A 15,880-nucleotide genomic window follows, 5' to 3' on the forward strand; every position below is an offset into this window, starting at 1 on the left:
GCTGAGGCCGCGCCCGCGGCTTGCGATGCGTGGCAACGACGCTTTTGGCAGGTCGCCAAGACATGAAGGTTCTACGGAGGATAACCGTGAACGCCGTGATGCAGTCTTCCCGACGCCGATTCCTCAAGTCCTCTGCCCTCATCGGCGGCGGACTGGTGATCGGCTTCCTGGTCCCGGTCGCGGGACGCTTCGCCCTGGCCGATCCCACGGCCACCGCTGCGACCGGCATGGTACCCAACGCCTTCCTGCGCATCGGCAACGACGACAGCGTGACCGTGCTGATCAGCCATTCGGAAATGGGCCAGGGCATCTGGACCGCGCTGCCGATGCTGATCGCCGAAGAACTCGACGCGGACTGGTCGAAGATCAAGGTCGAGCACGCACCCGCCGCGGCCGCGTACGCGCATACCGCGTACGGCATGCAGATGACCGGCGGTTCGTCGTCGACGTGGTCGGAGTTCGAGCGCTACCGCCGCGCCGGCGCCGCCGCGCGGATGATGCTGATGCAGGCCGCTGCTCAACGCTTCAACGTGCCACTGGAACAGGTGCGCACCGAGAACGGCGAAGTGATCGCCGGCGACCAGCGCGCACGCTATGGCGCGCTCGCCGATGACGCGGGCAAGCTGAAAGCGCCTGATCCCGCCTCTCTGAAACTGAAAGACCCCAAGGACTGGAAGATCATCGGCAAGCCGACCAGGCGCCTGGACACGCCGGAGAAGATCACCGGGCGGGCGAAGTTCGGCATGGACGTTCAGTTCCCCGGACTGATGACCGCCTTGGTCGCGCGCGCGCCGGTGTTCGGCGGCACGGTCAGATCGTTCGACGCTACCGCGGCCAAGGCGGTGCCCGGCGTACGCAACGTGGTGCAGGTGCCGTCGGGCGTGGCGGTGATCGCCGACCACTACTGGGCGGCCAAGCTCGGCCGCGACGCGCTGAAGGTCGACTGGGACCTGGGCGACTTCGCTACGGCCGACAGCGACCAGCTGCGTACACAGTTCACCCAACTGGCCGCCACGCCGGGTATGCAGGTCGTGCATGCCGGCGACGTCGCCGGCGCGCTGGCCAAGGCCACCAAGTCGATCAATGCGGTCTACGCCGTGCCGTACCTGGCGCATGCGCCGATGGAGCCGCTCAACTGCACGGTGAAGATCGGACCCGACAGCTGCGAGATCTGGACCGGCACGCAGTTCCAGACCATCGACCAGGGCGTGGCCGCGAAGATCACCGGCCTCAAGCCCGAGCAGATCCAGATCCACACGATGTTCCTCGGTGGCGGCTTCGGCCGGCGCGCGACGCCGACTTCGGATTTCGTCAACGAAGCGGTACACGTAGCCAAGGCGGCCGGCGTACCGGTCAAGACGGTGTGGTCGCGCGAGGACGACGTGCACGGCGGCTACTACCGTCCGGCGTACGTGCACGACGCACGCATCGGCGTGGACGCGCAGGGCATGCCGGTGGCTTGGCAGCACGGCATCGCAGGGCAGTCGATCCTGGCCGGCACGCCGTTCGAGGCGGCCATGGTGAAGGGCGGCATCGACGCGACCTCGGTGGAGGGCGTGTCCGACTCGCCGTACCTGAAAGAGATCCCGAATCATCGCGTAGGACTGCACTCGCCGAAGACACCGATCCCGGTGCTGTGGTGGCGTTCGGTGGGCCACAGCCATACCGCGTTCGTGGTGGAGAGCCTGATCGACGAGCTCGCGCATGCCGCCGGCAAGGATCCTGTCGAGTACCGTCGCGCATTGCTGAAGAACCATCCACGCCATCTGGGAGTGCTGAACCTCGCCGTCGAGAAGGCCGGCTGGACGACGCCACTCGGCAAAGGCCGTTCGCGCGGCGTGGCGGTGCACGAGTCCTTTGGCAGCTGGGTGGCGCAGGTCGCGGAAGTGTCGGTGGAGGACACGCCGACGGGACCGGCCGTGCGCGTTCACCGCGTGGTCTGCGCGGTCGATTGCGGCATCGCCGTCAATCCCGAGACCATCCGCGCGCAGATGGAATCGGGGATCGCCTTCGGCTTGGGCGCGACGCTGCACAGCAGGCTCAGCCTGAAGGATGGTCGTGTGCAGCAGTCGAACTACCACGACTACCAGGTGCTGCGCCTCAACGAGATGCCGCAGGTCGAGGTGCACATCGTGCCGAGCACGGAGAAACCGGGCGGCATCGGCGAGACCGGCGTGCCGCCGATCGCGCCGGCGGTGGCCAACGCGGTGTTCGCCCTGACCGGGCAACGCCTGCGCGAGTTGCCGCTGCAACTGGCAGCGCCATCGGCCCCGGCGACGGCCTGAGGAGACCACCATGCGCATCCACGTCGAAGGTAAGTTGGCCGGCACGCGCCTGCTTGCTGCCGCGGCTCTCATGTTCCTGCTGGGCGCCTGCGGTGAACGCGTCAGCCCGGAAAAGGAAAAAGCCGCCATCGAGGCATTCGCCACGGTCGAAAAGGTCTTCCAGCATCCGCGATGCAGCAACTGCCACATTCCCGGCGACCAGCCATTGCAGTTCGACCAGCAAAGTCCGCATGCGATGGGTGTGGTGCGCGGCAAGGAGGGCCACGGCGCCGAGGGACTGCCCTGCTCGGCCTGCCATGGCGAGAAGAACCTGCCCGCCAGCTACGGGCCGAACTCGCCGCCGGGCGCGCCGCATTGGGGGCTCCCGCCGCCGGACCGGAAGATGGCGTGGATCGGGCTGCCCGCGGCGCAGCTGTGCGAAATGATCAAGGACAAGAAACGCAACGGGAACCGCGATTTCGCCGCGCTCACCAAGCACGTCGCCGAGGACAAGCTGGTGCTGTGGGGCTGGGATCCGGGCGGCAATCGCGCGCCGGTGCCGGTGCCGCACGATCAGTTCGTGGCGGCGTTCAAGACGTGGGTCGATGGTGGAGGGGCTTGCCCGGGTTAGGTCTGAGCCCGTCATTCCCGCGAAGGCGGGAATCCACTTCACCGACACTGCGCCGCCACAGCAGCGTCCTGATCCTGGCCGCCCGCAGGGTGGACGGAAGCTTCGGCAGTTGCTGTTACTCCGAGGCCACGGAACGATGGTTTCCCGCCTTCGCGGGAATGACGGCTGCCGCGCGCACGGCCTCGATCTTCCCCAACAACCACTGCAATCCCGCCAGGTGCTGCTGGTCATGGCTGCACAGGTAATGCACCAGGCTGCGCAACGTCACCACGCCGTAGCCTTCGAACTCGGCCGTGCGCGACAGATCGCCCTTGCCCAGCGCGGAGATCATCGCCACCGTCCGTGCACGCGCTTCGTGGAACGCGCTCAGGACCTCATCCGCATCCGCACGGGCGTAGTCGCGTTCCACGGCCAGCGTTTCGCTGTCGATCGAGGGCAGCAGCGGATGCTCTTCATGCAGCGTGCGCCGGAACCGCTCCTGGTATCCGTCGATCTCGATGTCGCGCACGTGGCAGATCTGCTCGATCGCCGTGAACGGCTCGCTCGGAACGCCGTCCCAACTCGGCGGCGCCCAATGCCGGAACTCCTGCGGGATGGCGGCGTAATGCGTCTCCAACTGGAGGGGAAACAGCGCCAATGCGTTCAACGTGGTCTTGTTCATATGGATCGTCCGTGATGTGGATCAGCCTGCAGCCAAAACGGCCTGGCGTCGCGCACGCCACAGCCCGTCGCTGGCGAAGACGGCCAGTGCGATCCAGATGAAAATGAAGCCGATCGCGCGGCTTTCGTCGAAGGCTTCGCCGAAGAACAGCACGCCGAGCAGGAATTGCAGCGTCGGCGCGATGTACTGCATCAGCCCGACCACCGACAGCGGCACGCGACGCACCGCAAAGGCGAAACCGATCAGCGGCAATGCCGTCAGCGCGCCGGCGATGACCAGCAGTGCATCCACGCCCCAGCCCCAGCCTTCGGCAGGCAGGAAGCCGCCGCTGCCGTGCGCCTCGCCCCACAGCAGCACCACCAGCGCCGGCAGGAACAAGTACACGCTCTCCACGCCGAGCCCGCTGACCGCGTCGACCGCCACCAGCTTGCGGATCAAACCGTACAACCCGAACGACAGCGCCAGCCCGATCGCGATCCACGGCGGCTGGCCCAGTTGCCAGGTCAGCCACGCCACGCCCAGCGTGGCGATGGCCACGGAAATCCACTGCACGCGGTTGAGCCGCTCGTGCAGGAAGGCCACGCCCAGCACCACGTTGACCAGCGGGTTGATGAAATAGCCCAGGCTGCTCTCGACCACGTGCCCGGCATTGACCGCCCAGATGTACAGGCCCCAGTTGAAGGCGATCAGCAGGCCACTCAGGCCCAGCATCCACGCCGCGCGCGGGCGCGCCAGCGTCGCGCGCAGCCATCCGCGGCCCTGGTCCCACAGCAGCCACGCCGATACCAGCACCGCGCTCCAGACGATGCGATGCACGACGATCTGCAGCGACGGCACCGCCTTGAGCAGGTGCCAGTACAACGGCATCAGGCCCCACAGCACGAACGAAGCGGCGGCGACCCACAACCCCGCGCGGGATTCAGCCGAAGCGTTGCTCATGCCGCGGGCTCGCTCGGCGTGGCCGGCACCGCTGGCTTGCTGGCGCGCGCCTTCGACAGCGTGATGATCACCACGCCGAGCAGGATGACCGCCATCGCGCCGATGTCGTGCGCGGTGAAGCGCTCGCCCCCGAGCAATGCGCCGAACAGCACCGCGATCGGCGGATTGACATAGGCGTAGCTGGTCGCCAGGGCCGGACGCACGTGATGCAGCAGCCAGATGTAGGCGGTGAAGCCGAAGATCGAGCCGGCCACGACCAGGTAGAACATGGCCGCGGTCGCGCCCATCGTCGGCATCGCGGTAAGGCGCTCGCCGTGCAGGCCCGCCGCCAGCAGCATCCACACGCTGCCGGCCAGCATCTGGCCCGCGGCCGACATGAAGGGCTGCGGCAGGTCCTGGTCGCGGCTCCAGATCGAGCCCCATGCCCAGGCGATCGGCGCGATGACCAGGCAGATCAGGCCGAGCATCGAGGACGACAGCTCGCTGCCGGCGTTGAGCCAGAGCACGCCGAGGAAGCCGATCACCAGTCCGACCCATTCGATTTTCGACGGGTGACGCCCGCGCAACATCGCGAACACGCCGGCGAACAGCGGCATCGACGCCACCGCGATCGCGGCCAGGCCGGAGCCGACTTGCGTCTCGGCCAGGTTCACCAGGCCGTTGGACAGCAGCACCATCCAGATCGACAGCACCCACAGCGTGCGCCACTGCCTGCCGGTCGGCGGCTTGACGCCGCGCCAGCGCAGCACGGCATACATGATCGCCCCCGCCAGGAACATGCGGAACGCGCCCAGCAGGAACGGCGGGTAGCTCTCCAGGGCGAAGCGGATCGCCAGGTACGTCGATCCCCAGAGGATGTAAACGGAAGCCAGCGCAAAGGCGACGGCGACACCACCGGGAATGGCCCGGGCGGCGGTGGGGGCAGCGGTGCTCATGCGTATTCCAGGCGTGGAGGATGGGGGCTGCAACAACGGCACGGCCGACCCGAGGCCACGGGCACGGGCGGCGCGGGCTGCCGACGAGGAGGATCGCAGCACTCGCGCTGCCGGTGCTCGGAGCGTTCGGGTCCATTAAAGCGTAGCCGCAGGCCCCGAGACGGGGTTGATAAATAGTGCGCATTAACGCAAAAATTTTGCATGGCCACGCCTGTTTCGCTCGATGAATTCGACCACCGCCTGCTCGAACTGCTGCAGCGCGATGCCGGGGCCACGCTGACCGCGCTCGGCGAAGCCGTCGGCCTGTCGGCCAGCGCGGTGCAGCGCCGGATCATGCGCTATCGCAAAAGCGGACTGTTGCGCCAGGTGGCGGTACTCGACCCCGTCCTGCTGGGCGGCATCACCCTCGCGACGGTACTGGTGACGATGGAACGCGAATCCGCCAAGCACCACGCCGCTTTCCATACGCGCATGCGTGCCGCACCGGAAGTGCAGCAGTGCTACACGCTCGCCGGCGAGTGGGATTACCTGGTGATCCTGGCCACCACCGGCGTCGCCCATTGCCGCGAGGTCGCCGACCGGTTGTTCGGCAGCGACGACAACCTCAAGCGTTATGAGACGCGGATGGTGTTCGAGCCGATCAAGCTGGGGTTGGCGTTGCCGACGCGAGCGCCACAGCGACGCAGGAAGTGAGGTCCTCTGACCTGCCCTTACCGCTTGCGGGAGAGCGGGCGCTTCAAGGGAAGGAAATAATCCAGCGAGACTGATGGCTGATTGGCGCGAACCTTACGCCGCGCGCTCGCGCTCCAGCACCCGCTGCTTCATCGGCAGTCCCCAGCGATAACCGCCCAGCGAGCCATCGCTGCGCACAACACGATGGCAGGGCACCACGACCGCGACCCGGTTGTGCGCACAGGCGCTGGCCACGGCGCGCGCGCCTTGCGGCGCGCCCAGCTCGACGGCGATCTGTGAATAACTGCGGGTCTGGCCGCGCGGGATCTTCATCAGTGCATCCCAGACCTTCTTCTGGAACGCCGTGCCGATCAGATCGACCGGAACATGCACCTGCTTGCCCGCGAGCGCATCGGCCACCTCGCGCACGCGCGGCGCGAGGAATTCGTCGCGGCCCACATCCACGCGCTCCAGCGCCGCCCTGGGGAATTCGTCGCGCAGTTTCGCCTCCAGCGCATCGGCATCCTCGCCGAGTTCGATCATGCATACGCCGCGTTCGGTGGTGGCGACCAGCGCCTGGCCGAGCGCGGTGTCGGCGATGCTCCAGCGGATCTGTTCGCCCTCGCCGCCCGCGCGGTAACGCGCAGGCGTCATGCCGAGCTTCGCCGCGCCACTTTCGTAGATCCGCGACGGAGATCCGTAACCGGCGTCGTACAGCGCGGCACTCACGTCGCTGCCTTCGCGCAGCGCCGAGCGCAGCGTGCCGAGCTTGCGTTGGGCGAGGTACTGCGCCGGACTCAGGCCGAAGCGGGCATTGAACTGCCGCTGCAGGTGCGAGGCGCTCAGGCCGGTGGCCGCGGCCAGTTCGGGCAGGGTCGGCTCGCCGGCGTCCAGCAGCTGGCGGGCGTGGTCGAGCTTGTCGCGGATGGCGCGTACTGTGTTCATGGGCCAAAGCGTAACGGGCGCCCGAAGGCGCCCGCTATCCGATTCTTGCGCTTCGCACGGCCCCTGAGTCAGGGGGCGATTCGCGCCGTAGGCGCGAATGGGGGTGTGGCAGCGCCTGGCGGGGCCCAAAGTTTGCACGAGCAAACTTTGGGGTTTCCCAGGCCCAGCCTGGGAAATGCCATCAGTCCGCCCAATGGCCCGGCTGGATCGCCGTCGGCAGCACCTGCGCCGAGAGCTTGCCATCGTTGTCGAGCAGGCGCACCGCGTCGGCCAGGATCGAGGCCGATTCGCGCAGCAGCGGGTCCGGACGATTCTCGGCCAGTTTCTCGCGGGCGGCGTCCTTGGCAATGTCGCGCTCGCTGGCGGCCAGGCCGTCGTCGATGTCGTCATCGGCGAGCGGATCCAGGTCCAGACCCAGCGCCTTGCGCTCGGCCTGGCGCTGCTTGCGCTTGGCGTCCTCGGTGTCGCGCTCGGCGCGGCGCTCGTTCTCGTTGAGCGAGATAGACTTCTTGGCGCGCTCGGCACGGAACTGCGCGACGTCGTCGGACCACCACTGGAATTCCTTGTCGTTGGCCACGCGCGTGGTGTGCAGCGTCTCCAGCTTGGGCAGCAGCGGTGCGAAGTTGCCGTAGCTGGTGTGCGGTACCGACGCGATCCGCGTCCATGGCAGCGCGTTGTCGTAGGTGCTCTCGCCGAACTCGCTGGCATCAACCGACGCCGGGAACGAGATGTCCGGCACGACGCCCTTGTTCTGCGTGGAGCCGCCGCTGACGCGGAAGAACTGGGCGATGGTCAGCTTGACCTGGCCAAAGCGCGGTTCCTCATTGGCCGGCCAGCGGTCCAGATCGACCAGGTTCTGCACGGTGCCCTTGCCGAAGCTGGTCTCGCCGATGATCAGGCCACGGCCGTAGTCCTGGATCGCGCCGGCGAAGATCTCCGACGCCGACGCCGAACCGCGGTTGATCAGCACGGCCAGCGGGCCTTCCCAGGCGATGCCGCTGTCGCTGTCGCCTTCGACACTGACGCGGCCGCCGGATTCGCGCACCTGCACCACCGGGCCGCGGTCGATGAACAGACCGGTCAACTCGATCGCCTCGGTCAGCGAGCCGCCGCCATTGTTGCGCAGGTCGAGCACCACGCCATCGACCTTCTGCGCGGTGAGCTGGGTGAGCAGCCGCGAAACGTCGCGCGTGGCCGAAGCGTAGTCGTCGGCATTCTTCCGGCGACCTTCGAAATCCTGGTAGAAGCCGGGCAGCTCGATCACGCCGATGCGCTTGGCCGGCGCGCCGTTGCCGGCCGGGATCGTCAGGACCTTGGACTTGGCGGCCTGCTCCTCGAGCTTGATCTTGTCGCGCGTCAGCACGATGCGGTTGGGCTTGCTGTCGATGCCAGCCTCGACCGGCACGACATCGAGCCGCACCTTGGAGCCCTTGGTGCCGCGGATCTTGGCGACGACGTCGTCGATGCGCCAGCCGATGACGTCCTCCATCGCGCCGCTCTCGCCCTGGCCGACGGCCACGATGCGGTCGCCCGGCTGGAGCTTGTTGCTGCGCGAAGCGGGCCCGCCGGGAATGATCTCGCGGATCGCGACCACGTCGTCCTGCTTCTGCAGTTGCGCGCCAATGCCTTCCAGCGACAGCGACATCGACTGGTTGAAGTTCTCCGCCGCGCGCGGCGTGAAGTAGTCGGTGTGCGGATCGATCGCGTTGGCGTAGCTGTTGACGAACGCCTGGAACACGTCCTCGCCCTTCAGCTCGGCGAAGCCCTTGCCCATGTTGTTGTAACGCTTGTCGAGCGTCTTGCGTATTTCATCGGGCTTCTTGCCGGCCAGCTTCAGGCGCAGCCAGTCGTTGCGCACCGACTGCTTCCACAGCGTGTCCAGCGCGGCGTTGTCGGCCGACCACGGCACGTCCTCGCGGTCGTACTCGTAGCGGTCGGTGCCGGTGAAAACGAAGATGTCCTGGTCGAGCAGCGCGCGGGCGAACTTCACGCGCTCGTTCACGCGCTGCTGGAAGGTGGCGAAGATCGCGTAGGCCGGATCCAGCTCGCCGCTCTTGATCGCATCGTCCAGCTTGTTCTTGTAGGCATCGAACCGGGCGATGTCCTGCGCGGTGAAGAACTGCTTGGCCGGGTCGAGCGATTCGAGGTAGCGCTTGTACATGTCCTGCGACAGCGCATCGTCCAGCGCGCGCGGCCGGTAGGCGTAGCGGCTGTCGGACAGCAGGCCGTAGACGTACTTGGCGGCCAGGGCCTGGTCGGCGGTGGGCGCGTTGGGAAGCGCGCTGGTTCCGCCGTCGGCCCGGGCCAGCAGAGCCAGGGGCGCGGTGAGCAACAACGCAAGCAGGGGGGTCTTGGCATTCATCGCGGAGGCTTCGCGGCCGCAGGCGGCCTGATCTTTGGTGTGGAGTCGGTGCAGCATGTGCCGACCTTCGACCGCCCCACAGTGCCGAAAGTTGCGGCCGCTGTCACGCCTATCCAATGGGAAATAGCGTGTCACTCACCGCGCATTGGCCGATTCAGCGACCAGCGTTCAGCTTTTGGAGCGCAAGCCGTTAGCTTGGCGTTATTAGAGACGGCAACCGGCGCAAGAGACGGCCGTGCCACGCGCGACGATTTCGCGAGAAATATGCGATCAGGCGAGAGCCACGACGCCGGCTTCGATCGCCGAACGGTCGGCGTGGTAGGACGACCGGACCAGCGGACCGGAGGCGACGTGGGTGAAGCCCAGCGACATGCCGTACTCCTCCAGTTGCTTGAACTCGTCCGGCGTCCAGTAGCGCAGCACCGGATGATGGTGCGGCGATGGCTGCAGGTACTGGCCGATGGTGATCATGTCGACGTCGTGCGCGCGCAGGTCGCGCAGCGTCGCCTGCACCTGCTCCATGGTCTCGCCCAGGCCGAGCATGATGCCGGACTTGGTCGCCACCGCCGGATGCTGTGCCTTGAACTTCTGCAGCAGTGTCAGCGACCACTGGTAATCCGCGCCCGGACGCACGTTGCGGTACAGGTCCGGCACGGTCTCGACGTTGTGGTTGAACACGTCGGGCGGGCTGGCCGCCAGGATCTCCAGCGCGCGCTCCATGCGGCCCTTGCCACGGAAGTCCGGGGTCAGTATCTCGATTTTGGTGCGCGGGCTGTGCTCCCGGATCGCTGCGATGCAGTCGACGAAGTGCTGGGCACCGCCGTCGCGCAGGTCGTCGCGATCGACGCTGGTGACCACGACGTACTTCAACCCCATGTCGGCGACGGTGGTCGCCAGGTGCAGGGGCTCGGCGGGATCCGGCGGCTTCGGGCGGCCGTGGGCGACGTCGCAGAACGAGCAGCGGCGCGTGCAGACCTCGCCCAGGATCATGAACGTGGCGGTGCCGTGGCTGAAGCACTCGTGGATGTTCGGGCAGCTGGCCTCTTCGCAGACCGTGACCAGGCGGTTCTCGCGCAGCTTGGCCTTGAGCTGCTGCACCGAGTTGCCCGAGGGGATGCGCACGCGGATCCAGGACGGCTTGCGCAGCACCGGCGCGTCGGCGAACTGCACCGGCGAGCGATTGATCTTGTCGCCGGCCAGCTGCTTCACCCCGGGCCGCAACGACGCCGGCGCGGCGTCGGCGCTCACGACGGCGAGCGGGATGGTCTTGGAGGCGGCGGACTCGGTCATGTGGCTAATGGCTCTTTTGCGTTTGGCCCACTCTCCCGCTGGCGGGAGAGGGCTGGGGAAAGGGCGCGCGCTTCGCAGAAAGCGCCCTCATCCGTCCTTGCGGGAAGAATCACGACAGCGGCGGGGCCTGTTCGACCGTCAACCCGAACAGGCGGGCGATGTGCGCGACCAGGACCGGCTTGACCGCATCCAGGCCGGACGGGCCGCCCAAGTCTAGCATCGAGGTCACTTTCAACCCCTGGTAACCGCAGGGGTTGATGCGCTGGAACGGCTCCAGGTCCATCGCGATGTTGAAGGCCAGACCGTGGAACGTGCAGCCGCGGCGCACGCGGATACCCAGCGCGCCGATCTTGGCGTCGTTCACGTACACGCCGGGGGCACCATCGCGACGTTCGGCGTGGATGTTCCAGTCGGCCAGGGTGTCGATCATCGCCTGCTCGATCCGGCAGACATATTCCTTCACGCCAATCTTCAGCCGGCGCAGGTCCAGCAGCGGATACAGCACGATCTGGCCAGGGCCGTGGTAGGTCACCTGGCCGCCGCGATCGACGTGCAACACGGGGATATCGCCGGCGAACAGCACGTGTTCGTCCTTGCCGGCCTGGCCCAGCGTGAACACGGGATCGTGCTCGACCAGCCACAGCTCGTCGGGCGTGTCCTCGCCGCGGGCGTCGGTGAAGGCCTGCATGGCGCGCCAGACCGGCTCGTACGGTTGGCGACCAAGATCGCGAAGCTGCGCGACCGGCACGGCGCGCGGCGTCTCGGGCGCCGCGGCGACCGGGCAGGCTTCGGTCACAGCGTCCACTTCACTTCCGGATGATCGCGCAGGACCTGGTGGGCAAGGTCGAACTGCTCGCGGCTTTCGGCGCGGAAGCTGATCCGTACCGAGACGTAGCGGCCGTTGGAGGAATGCTTCCAGCTCACCGACTCGTGCAGGACTTCGATGCCTGCATCGAGCAGCAGCGCCGGCAGAACGGTTTCCAGGTCCTGGTCGGCAGCGCCCATCGCCGAGAGCTCGAAGGTGCCTGGAAACTGGAAGCCATGCTCGGGGTTGTCGGATTTGATTTCCATGGGGGCGATTATGGGTACGGGGCCGGGGGAACCCAAGGTTGGGGCGACGCGGGAGGCGTAGGATGCGCCGGAATCCGTGACGAGGGGATCGACCGATGAACCTGGCTCCATTGTTGTGGGGAGTGTTGTTCAGTTCGATCGGGCTGGGCTACTTCATCTACGGCAAGCGCCAGGGGGCACCGGTCCCGCTGGTGTGCGGGATCGGGCTGATGGTGTTTCCCTATTTCGTGTCGAATTCGTGGGCGATGGTGCTGGTGGGTGCGGCGCTGATGGCCGTTCCGTATTTCGTGCGGCTGTAGGGCCACGCGCCACGATGCCTTCGACCGTCCCCCCAACGAAAGCCGGGATGACGATTCGGGCATCGGGATGACCACTCGATACCGACTGCGCTCAATTCCAAACAAAGAAAAAAGGCCGGCTTGCGCCGGCCTTTCAGACAAATCAGGTAAACCGCCGGATCACTCGGACTCCCACCACATCCAGAACTCGTCCCACAGGCGCTTGAAGAAGCCGCCCTGCTCCACCGCGCCGATCGCGACGAGCGGGCTCTGCGCCACGACCTTGCCGTCGAGCATCACCTTCACGGTGCCGATCTTCTGACCCTTGGCGAACGGCGCGATCAGCTGCTTGGGCACGTCCATCATCGGCTTGAGCTGGTTGTACTTGCCGCGCGGCACGGTCACCAGCATCGGCTGGGCCACGCCCAGCTGCACCTGGTCGACGGCGCCCTTCCAGACCTTCTGCTGGGCGATGACCTTGCCCACGTCGTAGAGCTTGTGCGTCTCGAAGAAGCGGAAACCCCAGTTCAGCAGCGCCTGGCTGTCGTCGGCGCGCTGCTTCTCGGAGCTCGAGCCCATCACCACCGAGATCAGGCGCTGGTCGGCGCGCTTGGCCGAGGCCATCAGGCAGTAGCCGGCGCCGGAATGGTGGCCGGTCTTGATGCCGTCGACCGACGGATCACGCCACAGCAGCAGGTTGCGGTTCGGCTGCGTGATCGGGCCGACCGTAAATTCCTTGATCTTGTTGTACGAGTACGCGACCGGATAGTCGCGCGACAGCGCGCGACCGAGCAGCGCGAGGTCATGTGCGGTCGAGTAGTGCCCTTCCGCCGACAGCCCGTGCGGATTGACGAAGTGCGAGTTCTTCATGCCGATGCGCGCGGCGTACTGGTTCATCAGCGAAGCGAAGGCATCGGTGCTGCCGGCCACGTGCTCGGCCAGGGCGATCGCGGCGTCGTTGCCGGACTGCACCACCATGCCCTTTTCCATCTCCAGCAGCGGCGCGGTCTTGTTGACCTCGAAGCCGGAGTAGCTGCCGTCGGTACCCGCGCCGCCGGCACGCCAGGCGTTCTCGGTCATCATCACCTGGTCGTCGCCCTTGACCTTGCCGCCGGCCATTTCGGCGGCGATCACGTAGCTGGTCATGACCTTGGTGATGCTGGCCGGTTCCAGGCGCTGGTCGTAGTTCTCGCCTGCCAGGATGTTGCCGCTGGCGGCATCCATCAGCACCCACGCGGTGCCGGTGATCGCCGGCGGCGGCGGCACCGGCAAGGAATCGCTGGCCGGCGGCTGCGCGGTCGCGGGCTGCGGCGCCGGCGTCTGGGCGACGGCGAGACCGACCGCGAAGGTGGTCAGCGCGGCAAAGGCCATGGCCTTGCGGGTGAAGCTGGCTTTCATCGTTCTACTGCTCCGGTTGCCGGTGTCGTTCCGGCCAGGGTCAAGGGTGGATTTCTAGTCGCGCACTCGCTGCGGCTGGCCGAAGCCCAGGCCCGCGATGCGCGCTGCCAGGGCTGGCGCGGCGTCGGCCTGCAAAGGACCGACGCGCAGGCGCCACACTTTCTGGCCGTTGGCGCTGCCATCTAGCACGCGTGCTTCGTCGATGCCGGCGCCACGCAGGATCGACAGCGCGCGATCGGCGTTGTCGCGTGCAGCGAAGCTGGCGATCTGCAGGACGACTTCGTCCCCGCGCGCGCTTTCGGTATTGGCCACCGCAACGCCCGGTTCGGCGCTGGATGCGACCGCCGTCGGCACGACCGGTCCGTCCTTCACGGTGGCGGGCTTGCCGGTGGCGACGTTGATCCGGCGCGCCTTCATCCACGCGTCGAATTCGGCAGCGGTCATCGGCTTGCCGTTCTGCGCCATGTCGAAGCGGCGTTCGGTGTTGGCGGTTGCCGACGCGGGCATGGCCGCGACCAGCGTGTCCATCGCACTGGGCGTCGCCGGTTTTGCGGGGCGGGCCGGGGCGTCCGCACTGGCGTAACGCTTGTCGTCGTCGCCTGGCGCCAATGCCCGCACCTCGACGCGGCCGGTGCCGCGCTGGGTGATGCCGAGCTTCACCGCCGCGGCGTAGCTGAGGTCGATCAGGCGTCCTTCGTGGAACGGGCCGCGGTCGTTGACGCGCACGACCACCGACTTGCCGTTGTCCAGGTTGGTGACGCGGGCGAAGCTGGGCAGCGGCAGCGTCTTGTGCGCGGCGGTGAAGGCGTACATGTCGTACACCTCCAGGTTGGAGGTGCGGCGACCATGGAATTTCTGGCCGTAGTACGAGGCGGTGCCCTTCTCGACGTAGCCCTCGGGATCGTCGAGCACGCGGTACTTCTTGCCGAGCACCGCATAGAGCGGACGGTTACCGACCTTCGAACGCGGCTCCTGCGTGACCTCGGGCTCCGGGATCGCGTCGACGTCGGGCACGTGGTCGGGCGTGCTGTCGGACTGGCCCGGACGGAACAGGCCGCCGGCGGTGTATTCGCCGCGCTTGCTGGGATCTTCCTGCGCCGGCGCGTACGGGGATTTCTTCTTGCCGTGCGACAGCGGCGCGCCGTGCACGCCGCCGTTGTCGGGCACGGCGACGGCTTCCGAGGCTGATTTCTTCGGCGCGCTGGCGCAGGCGACGAGGGCCAGCGGCAACAGCGCGGCGGTCAGCCGCAGCAATGCCGGGGCGGTCGGCGAGCGGCTCATGCCGACGGTTGTCCGGGTTCGGTCGCGGCCACCGGTGTGGTCTCCTGGGCGCGTCCGGCGATCGCTTCGCTCAGCTGGTACACCGCCATCGCATAGTGCTTGGAGATGTTGTAGCGGGTGATCGCGTAGAAGTTGCGGAAGCCCAGCCAGTATTCCGGCCCGCTGGCGCCGTCGAGGCTGACCAGCGTCGCGGTCTGGTTCGGTGGCACGTCGACGAGCGGACGGTAGCCGCGCGCGGCGAGGTCGCCCAGCGTGAAGGTCGGATCGAGCGAATCGGGCACGTCCTGCGCGTCGACGGCGCGGTTGGCGCGCACCGTGACCGTGCCACCGCGCACCCAGCCACCCTTCTTGACGAAGTAGTTGGCGATCGAGGCGAAGACGTCGTCGGTACTGTTGAACAGGTCGCGCTTGCCGTCGCCATTGCCGTCTACGGCGTAGTCGCGATAGCTCGAGGGCATGAACTGGCCCCAGCCCATCGCGCCGGCGTAGCTGCCGGTGAGCGTGGTGATGTCCAGCCCGGTTTCCTTGCCCAGCGCGAACAACTGCGCCAGCTCGCTGCGGAAGAAGGCCTGGCGGCTGTTCTCGCGATCGACCTTGGCCGGGTCGCCGGTGCGCGGGTAGGCGAAGGCCAGCGTGTACAGCGCATCCACCACCGGGTACTTGCCGGTGTTGGTGCCGTAGTTGGTTTCCACGCCGATGATCGAGACGATGATCTCGGGCGGCACGCCGTACCGTCCCTGGACCCGGGCGAGTGCGTCGCGGTGCTGCGCGAGGAACGCCTGCCCGCCGTCGATGCGCGCCTGGGTGATGAAGATCGGGCGGTAGTCGCGCCACGGCTTGGCTTCGGCCGGTCGCGACATCGCCGTGATGATGGAGTCGCGGATTTCGGCGCGCGACAGCACCGACTCGATATATGCCGGATCGACGCTGTACTTCGCCGCGGTTTCGCGCGCGAACTCGGCGCGGGCCTGCTCGGTCACCACGGGCTGGACGACCGGAGCCGGCGGCGGGCTCGGGACGGGAGGCTGGGGCTTGGCGGCGGGCGGCGCTGGAGTGCCGGTGGTCGACGGCGCCTGGGTGGTGGCGCAGGCCGCCAGCGTGAGGGCCAAGGCGAGTGTGGTTGCGCGGATCAGGGCGCGACGGGCGGTTGGGC

Annotated in this window: 15 protein-coding genes; 4 read left to right on the top strand and 11 right to left on the bottom strand. The window is 67.5% G+C overall.

Features of this window, described 5'->3' with window-relative positions:
• Positions 1-86: 86 nt before the first annotated feature.
• A complete protein-coding gene (locus J2X06_RS13090) occupies positions 87-2,285 on the top strand; it encodes a xanthine dehydrogenase family protein molybdopterin-binding subunit (protein ID WP_310063099.1) in 2,199 nt (732 codons plus the stop codon).
• A 10-nt stretch (positions 2,286-2,295) separates the two neighbouring features.
• Positions 2,296-2,895, top strand: a complete 600-nt coding sequence (locus J2X06_RS13095; protein ID WP_310063100.1) for a hypothetical protein — start codon at positions 2,296-2,298, stop codon at positions 2,893-2,895.
• 115 nt (positions 2,896-3,010) lie between these two features.
• Here the strand turns inward: J2X06_RS13095 and J2X06_RS13100 are convergent, their stop codons facing one another.
• From J2X06_RS13100 to yedA, 3 genes are read right to left on the bottom strand one after another with little or no spacing between them, the layout of a single operon-like run.
• Entirely contained in the window at positions 3,011-3,556 is a 546-nt protein-coding gene (locus tag J2X06_RS13100) for a DinB family protein (protein WP_310063102.1), read from the bottom strand.
• Between the two features lie 21 nt (positions 3,557-3,577).
• Entirely contained in the window at positions 3,578-4,495 is a 918-nt protein-coding gene (gene rarD, locus J2X06_RS13105; protein ID WP_310063103.1) for an EamA family transporter RarD, read from the bottom strand.
• Positions 4,492-5,430, bottom strand: a complete 939-nt coding sequence (yedA, locus tag J2X06_RS13110) for a drug/metabolite exporter YedA (protein ID WP_310063104.1) — start codon at positions 5,428-5,430, stop codon at positions 4,492-4,494. Before yedA ends, rarD begins: the two co-directional genes overlap by 4 nt.
• 201 nt (positions 5,431-5,631) lie before the next feature.
• On the opposite strand from yedA, the gene J2X06_RS13115 reads away from it, so the two are divergent.
• The gene (locus J2X06_RS13115) at positions 5,632-6,123 is read left to right on the top strand and encodes an Lrp/AsnC family transcriptional regulator (protein ID WP_310063105.1); all 492 of its coding nucleotides are present in this window, start codon (positions 5,632-5,634) and stop codon (positions 6,121-6,123) included.
• A 93-nt stretch (positions 6,124-6,216) separates the two neighbouring features.
• Here the strand turns inward: J2X06_RS13115 and J2X06_RS13120 are convergent, their stop codons facing one another.
• The 5 genes from J2X06_RS13120 to J2X06_RS13140 all read right to left on the bottom strand — a co-directional run bounded on the left by J2X06_RS13120 (position 6,217) and on the right by J2X06_RS13140 (position 11,770).
• Positions 6,217-7,047, bottom strand: a complete 831-nt coding sequence (locus J2X06_RS13120; RefSeq protein ID WP_310063106.1) for a methylated-DNA--[protein]-cysteine S-methyltransferase — start codon at positions 7,045-7,047, stop codon at positions 6,217-6,219.
• Between the two features lie 181 nt (positions 7,048-7,228).
• Positions 7,229-9,409: a carboxy terminal-processing peptidase gene (locus tag J2X06_RS13125; protein WP_310063634.1), complete on the bottom strand. Its 2,181-nt coding sequence runs from the start codon at positions 9,407-9,409 to the stop codon at positions 7,229-7,231.
• Between the two features lie 270 nt (positions 9,410-9,679).
• Positions 9,680-10,699 carry a lipoyl synthase gene (gene lipA, locus J2X06_RS13130; protein WP_310063107.1) on the bottom strand — a complete coding sequence of 340 codons (1,020 nt, stop codon included), beginning with the start codon at positions 10,697-10,699 and terminating at the stop codon, positions 9,680-9,682.
• Between the two features lie 109 nt (positions 10,700-10,808).
• Complete coding sequence (gene lipB / locus J2X06_RS13135; RefSeq protein WP_430539578.1) at positions 10,809-11,504, bottom strand: lipoyl(octanoyl) transferase LipB; 696 nt, start codon at positions 11,502-11,504, stop codon at positions 10,809-10,811.
• Positions 11,492-11,770 (bottom strand): DUF493 family protein, encoded by a 279-nt coding sequence (locus tag J2X06_RS13140; RefSeq protein ID WP_310063108.1) that lies wholly within the window; start codon positions 11,768-11,770, stop codon positions 11,492-11,494. Before J2X06_RS13140 ends, lipB begins: the two co-directional genes overlap by 13 nt.
• Positions 11,771-11,865: 95 nt before the next feature.
• Between J2X06_RS13140 and J2X06_RS13145 the strand changes: the two genes are divergently transcribed.
• Positions 11,866-12,069, top strand: coding sequence for a hypothetical protein (locus tag J2X06_RS13145; protein ID WP_310063111.1), 204 nt, complete (start codon positions 11,866-11,868; stop codon positions 12,067-12,069).
• A gap of 159 nt (positions 12,070-12,228) precedes the next feature.
• On the opposite strand, the gene J2X06_RS13150 is transcribed toward J2X06_RS13145, so the two are convergent.
• The 3 genes from J2X06_RS13150 to mltB are packed head-to-tail and all read right to left on the bottom strand — an operon-like array spanning position 12,229 to position 15,860.
• Positions 12,229-13,446 carry a D-alanyl-D-alanine carboxypeptidase family protein gene (locus J2X06_RS13150; RefSeq protein ID WP_310063113.1) on the bottom strand — a complete coding sequence of 406 codons (1,218 nt, stop codon included), beginning with the start codon at positions 13,444-13,446 and terminating at the stop codon, positions 12,229-12,231.
• 54 nt (positions 13,447-13,500) lie between these two features.
• Complete coding sequence (locus J2X06_RS13155; protein ID WP_310063115.1) at positions 13,501-14,727, bottom strand: septal ring lytic transglycosylase RlpA family protein; 1,227 nt, start codon at positions 14,725-14,727, stop codon at positions 13,501-13,503.
• On the bottom strand, positions 14,724-15,860 hold the full coding sequence (gene mltB / locus J2X06_RS13160) for a lytic murein transglycosylase B (protein WP_310063637.1): 1,137 nt from the start codon (positions 15,858-15,860) through the stop codon (positions 14,724-14,726). The genes J2X06_RS13155 and mltB overlap by 4 nt, the downstream gene beginning before the upstream one ends.
• Between the last annotated feature and the right edge of the window lie 20 nt (positions 15,861-15,880).

The organism is Lysobacter niastensis, from assembly GCF_031457115.1.
Taxonomy (GTDB): domain Bacteria; phylum Pseudomonadota; class Gammaproteobacteria; order Xanthomonadales; family Xanthomonadaceae; genus Lysobacter_J; species Lysobacter_J niastensis_A.

Excerpts from the sequence above, each read along its gene's own strand:
- J2X06_RS13095 (WP_310063100.1), top strand. The coding sequence starts at position 2,296 with ATGCGCATCCACGTCGAAGGTAAGTTGGCCGGCACGCGCCTGCTTGCT.
- J2X06_RS13100 (WP_310063102.1), bottom strand. The coding sequence starts at position 3,556 with ATGAACAAGACCACGTTGAACGCATTGGCGCTGTTTCCCCTCCAGTTG.
- rarD (WP_310063103.1), bottom strand. The coding sequence starts at position 4,495 with ATGAGCAACGCTTCGGCTGAATCCCGCGCGGGGTTGTGGGTCGCCGCC.
- yedA (WP_310063104.1), bottom strand. The coding sequence starts at position 5,430 with ATGAGCACCGCTGCCCCCACCGCCGCCCGGGCCATTCCCGGTGGTGTC.
- J2X06_RS13115 (WP_310063105.1), top strand. The coding sequence starts at position 5,632 with ATGGCCACGCCTGTTTCGCTCGATGAATTCGACCACCGCCTGCTCGAA.
- J2X06_RS13120 (WP_310063106.1), bottom strand. The coding sequence starts at position 7,047 with ATGAACACAGTACGCGCCATCCGCGACAAGCTCGACCACGCCCGCCAG.
- J2X06_RS13125 (WP_310063634.1), bottom strand. The coding sequence starts at position 9,409 with ATGAATGCCAAGACCCCCCTGCTTGCGTTGTTGCTCACCGCGCCCCTG.
- lipA (WP_310063107.1), bottom strand. The coding sequence starts at position 10,699 with ATGACCGAGTCCGCCGCCTCCAAGACCATCCCGCTCGCCGTCGTGAGC.
- J2X06_RS13140 (WP_310063108.1), bottom strand. The coding sequence starts at position 11,770 with ATGGAAATCAAATCCGACAACCCCGAGCATGGCTTCCAGTTTCCAGGC.
- J2X06_RS13145 (WP_310063111.1), top strand. The coding sequence starts at position 11,866 with ATGAACCTGGCTCCATTGTTGTGGGGAGTGTTGTTCAGTTCGATCGGG.
- J2X06_RS13150 (WP_310063113.1), bottom strand. The coding sequence starts at position 13,446 with ATGAAAGCCAGCTTCACCCGCAAGGCCATGGCCTTTGCCGCGCTGACC.
- J2X06_RS13155 (WP_310063115.1), bottom strand. The coding sequence starts at position 14,727 with ATGAGCCGCTCGCCGACCGCCCCGGCATTGCTGCGGCTGACCGCCGCG.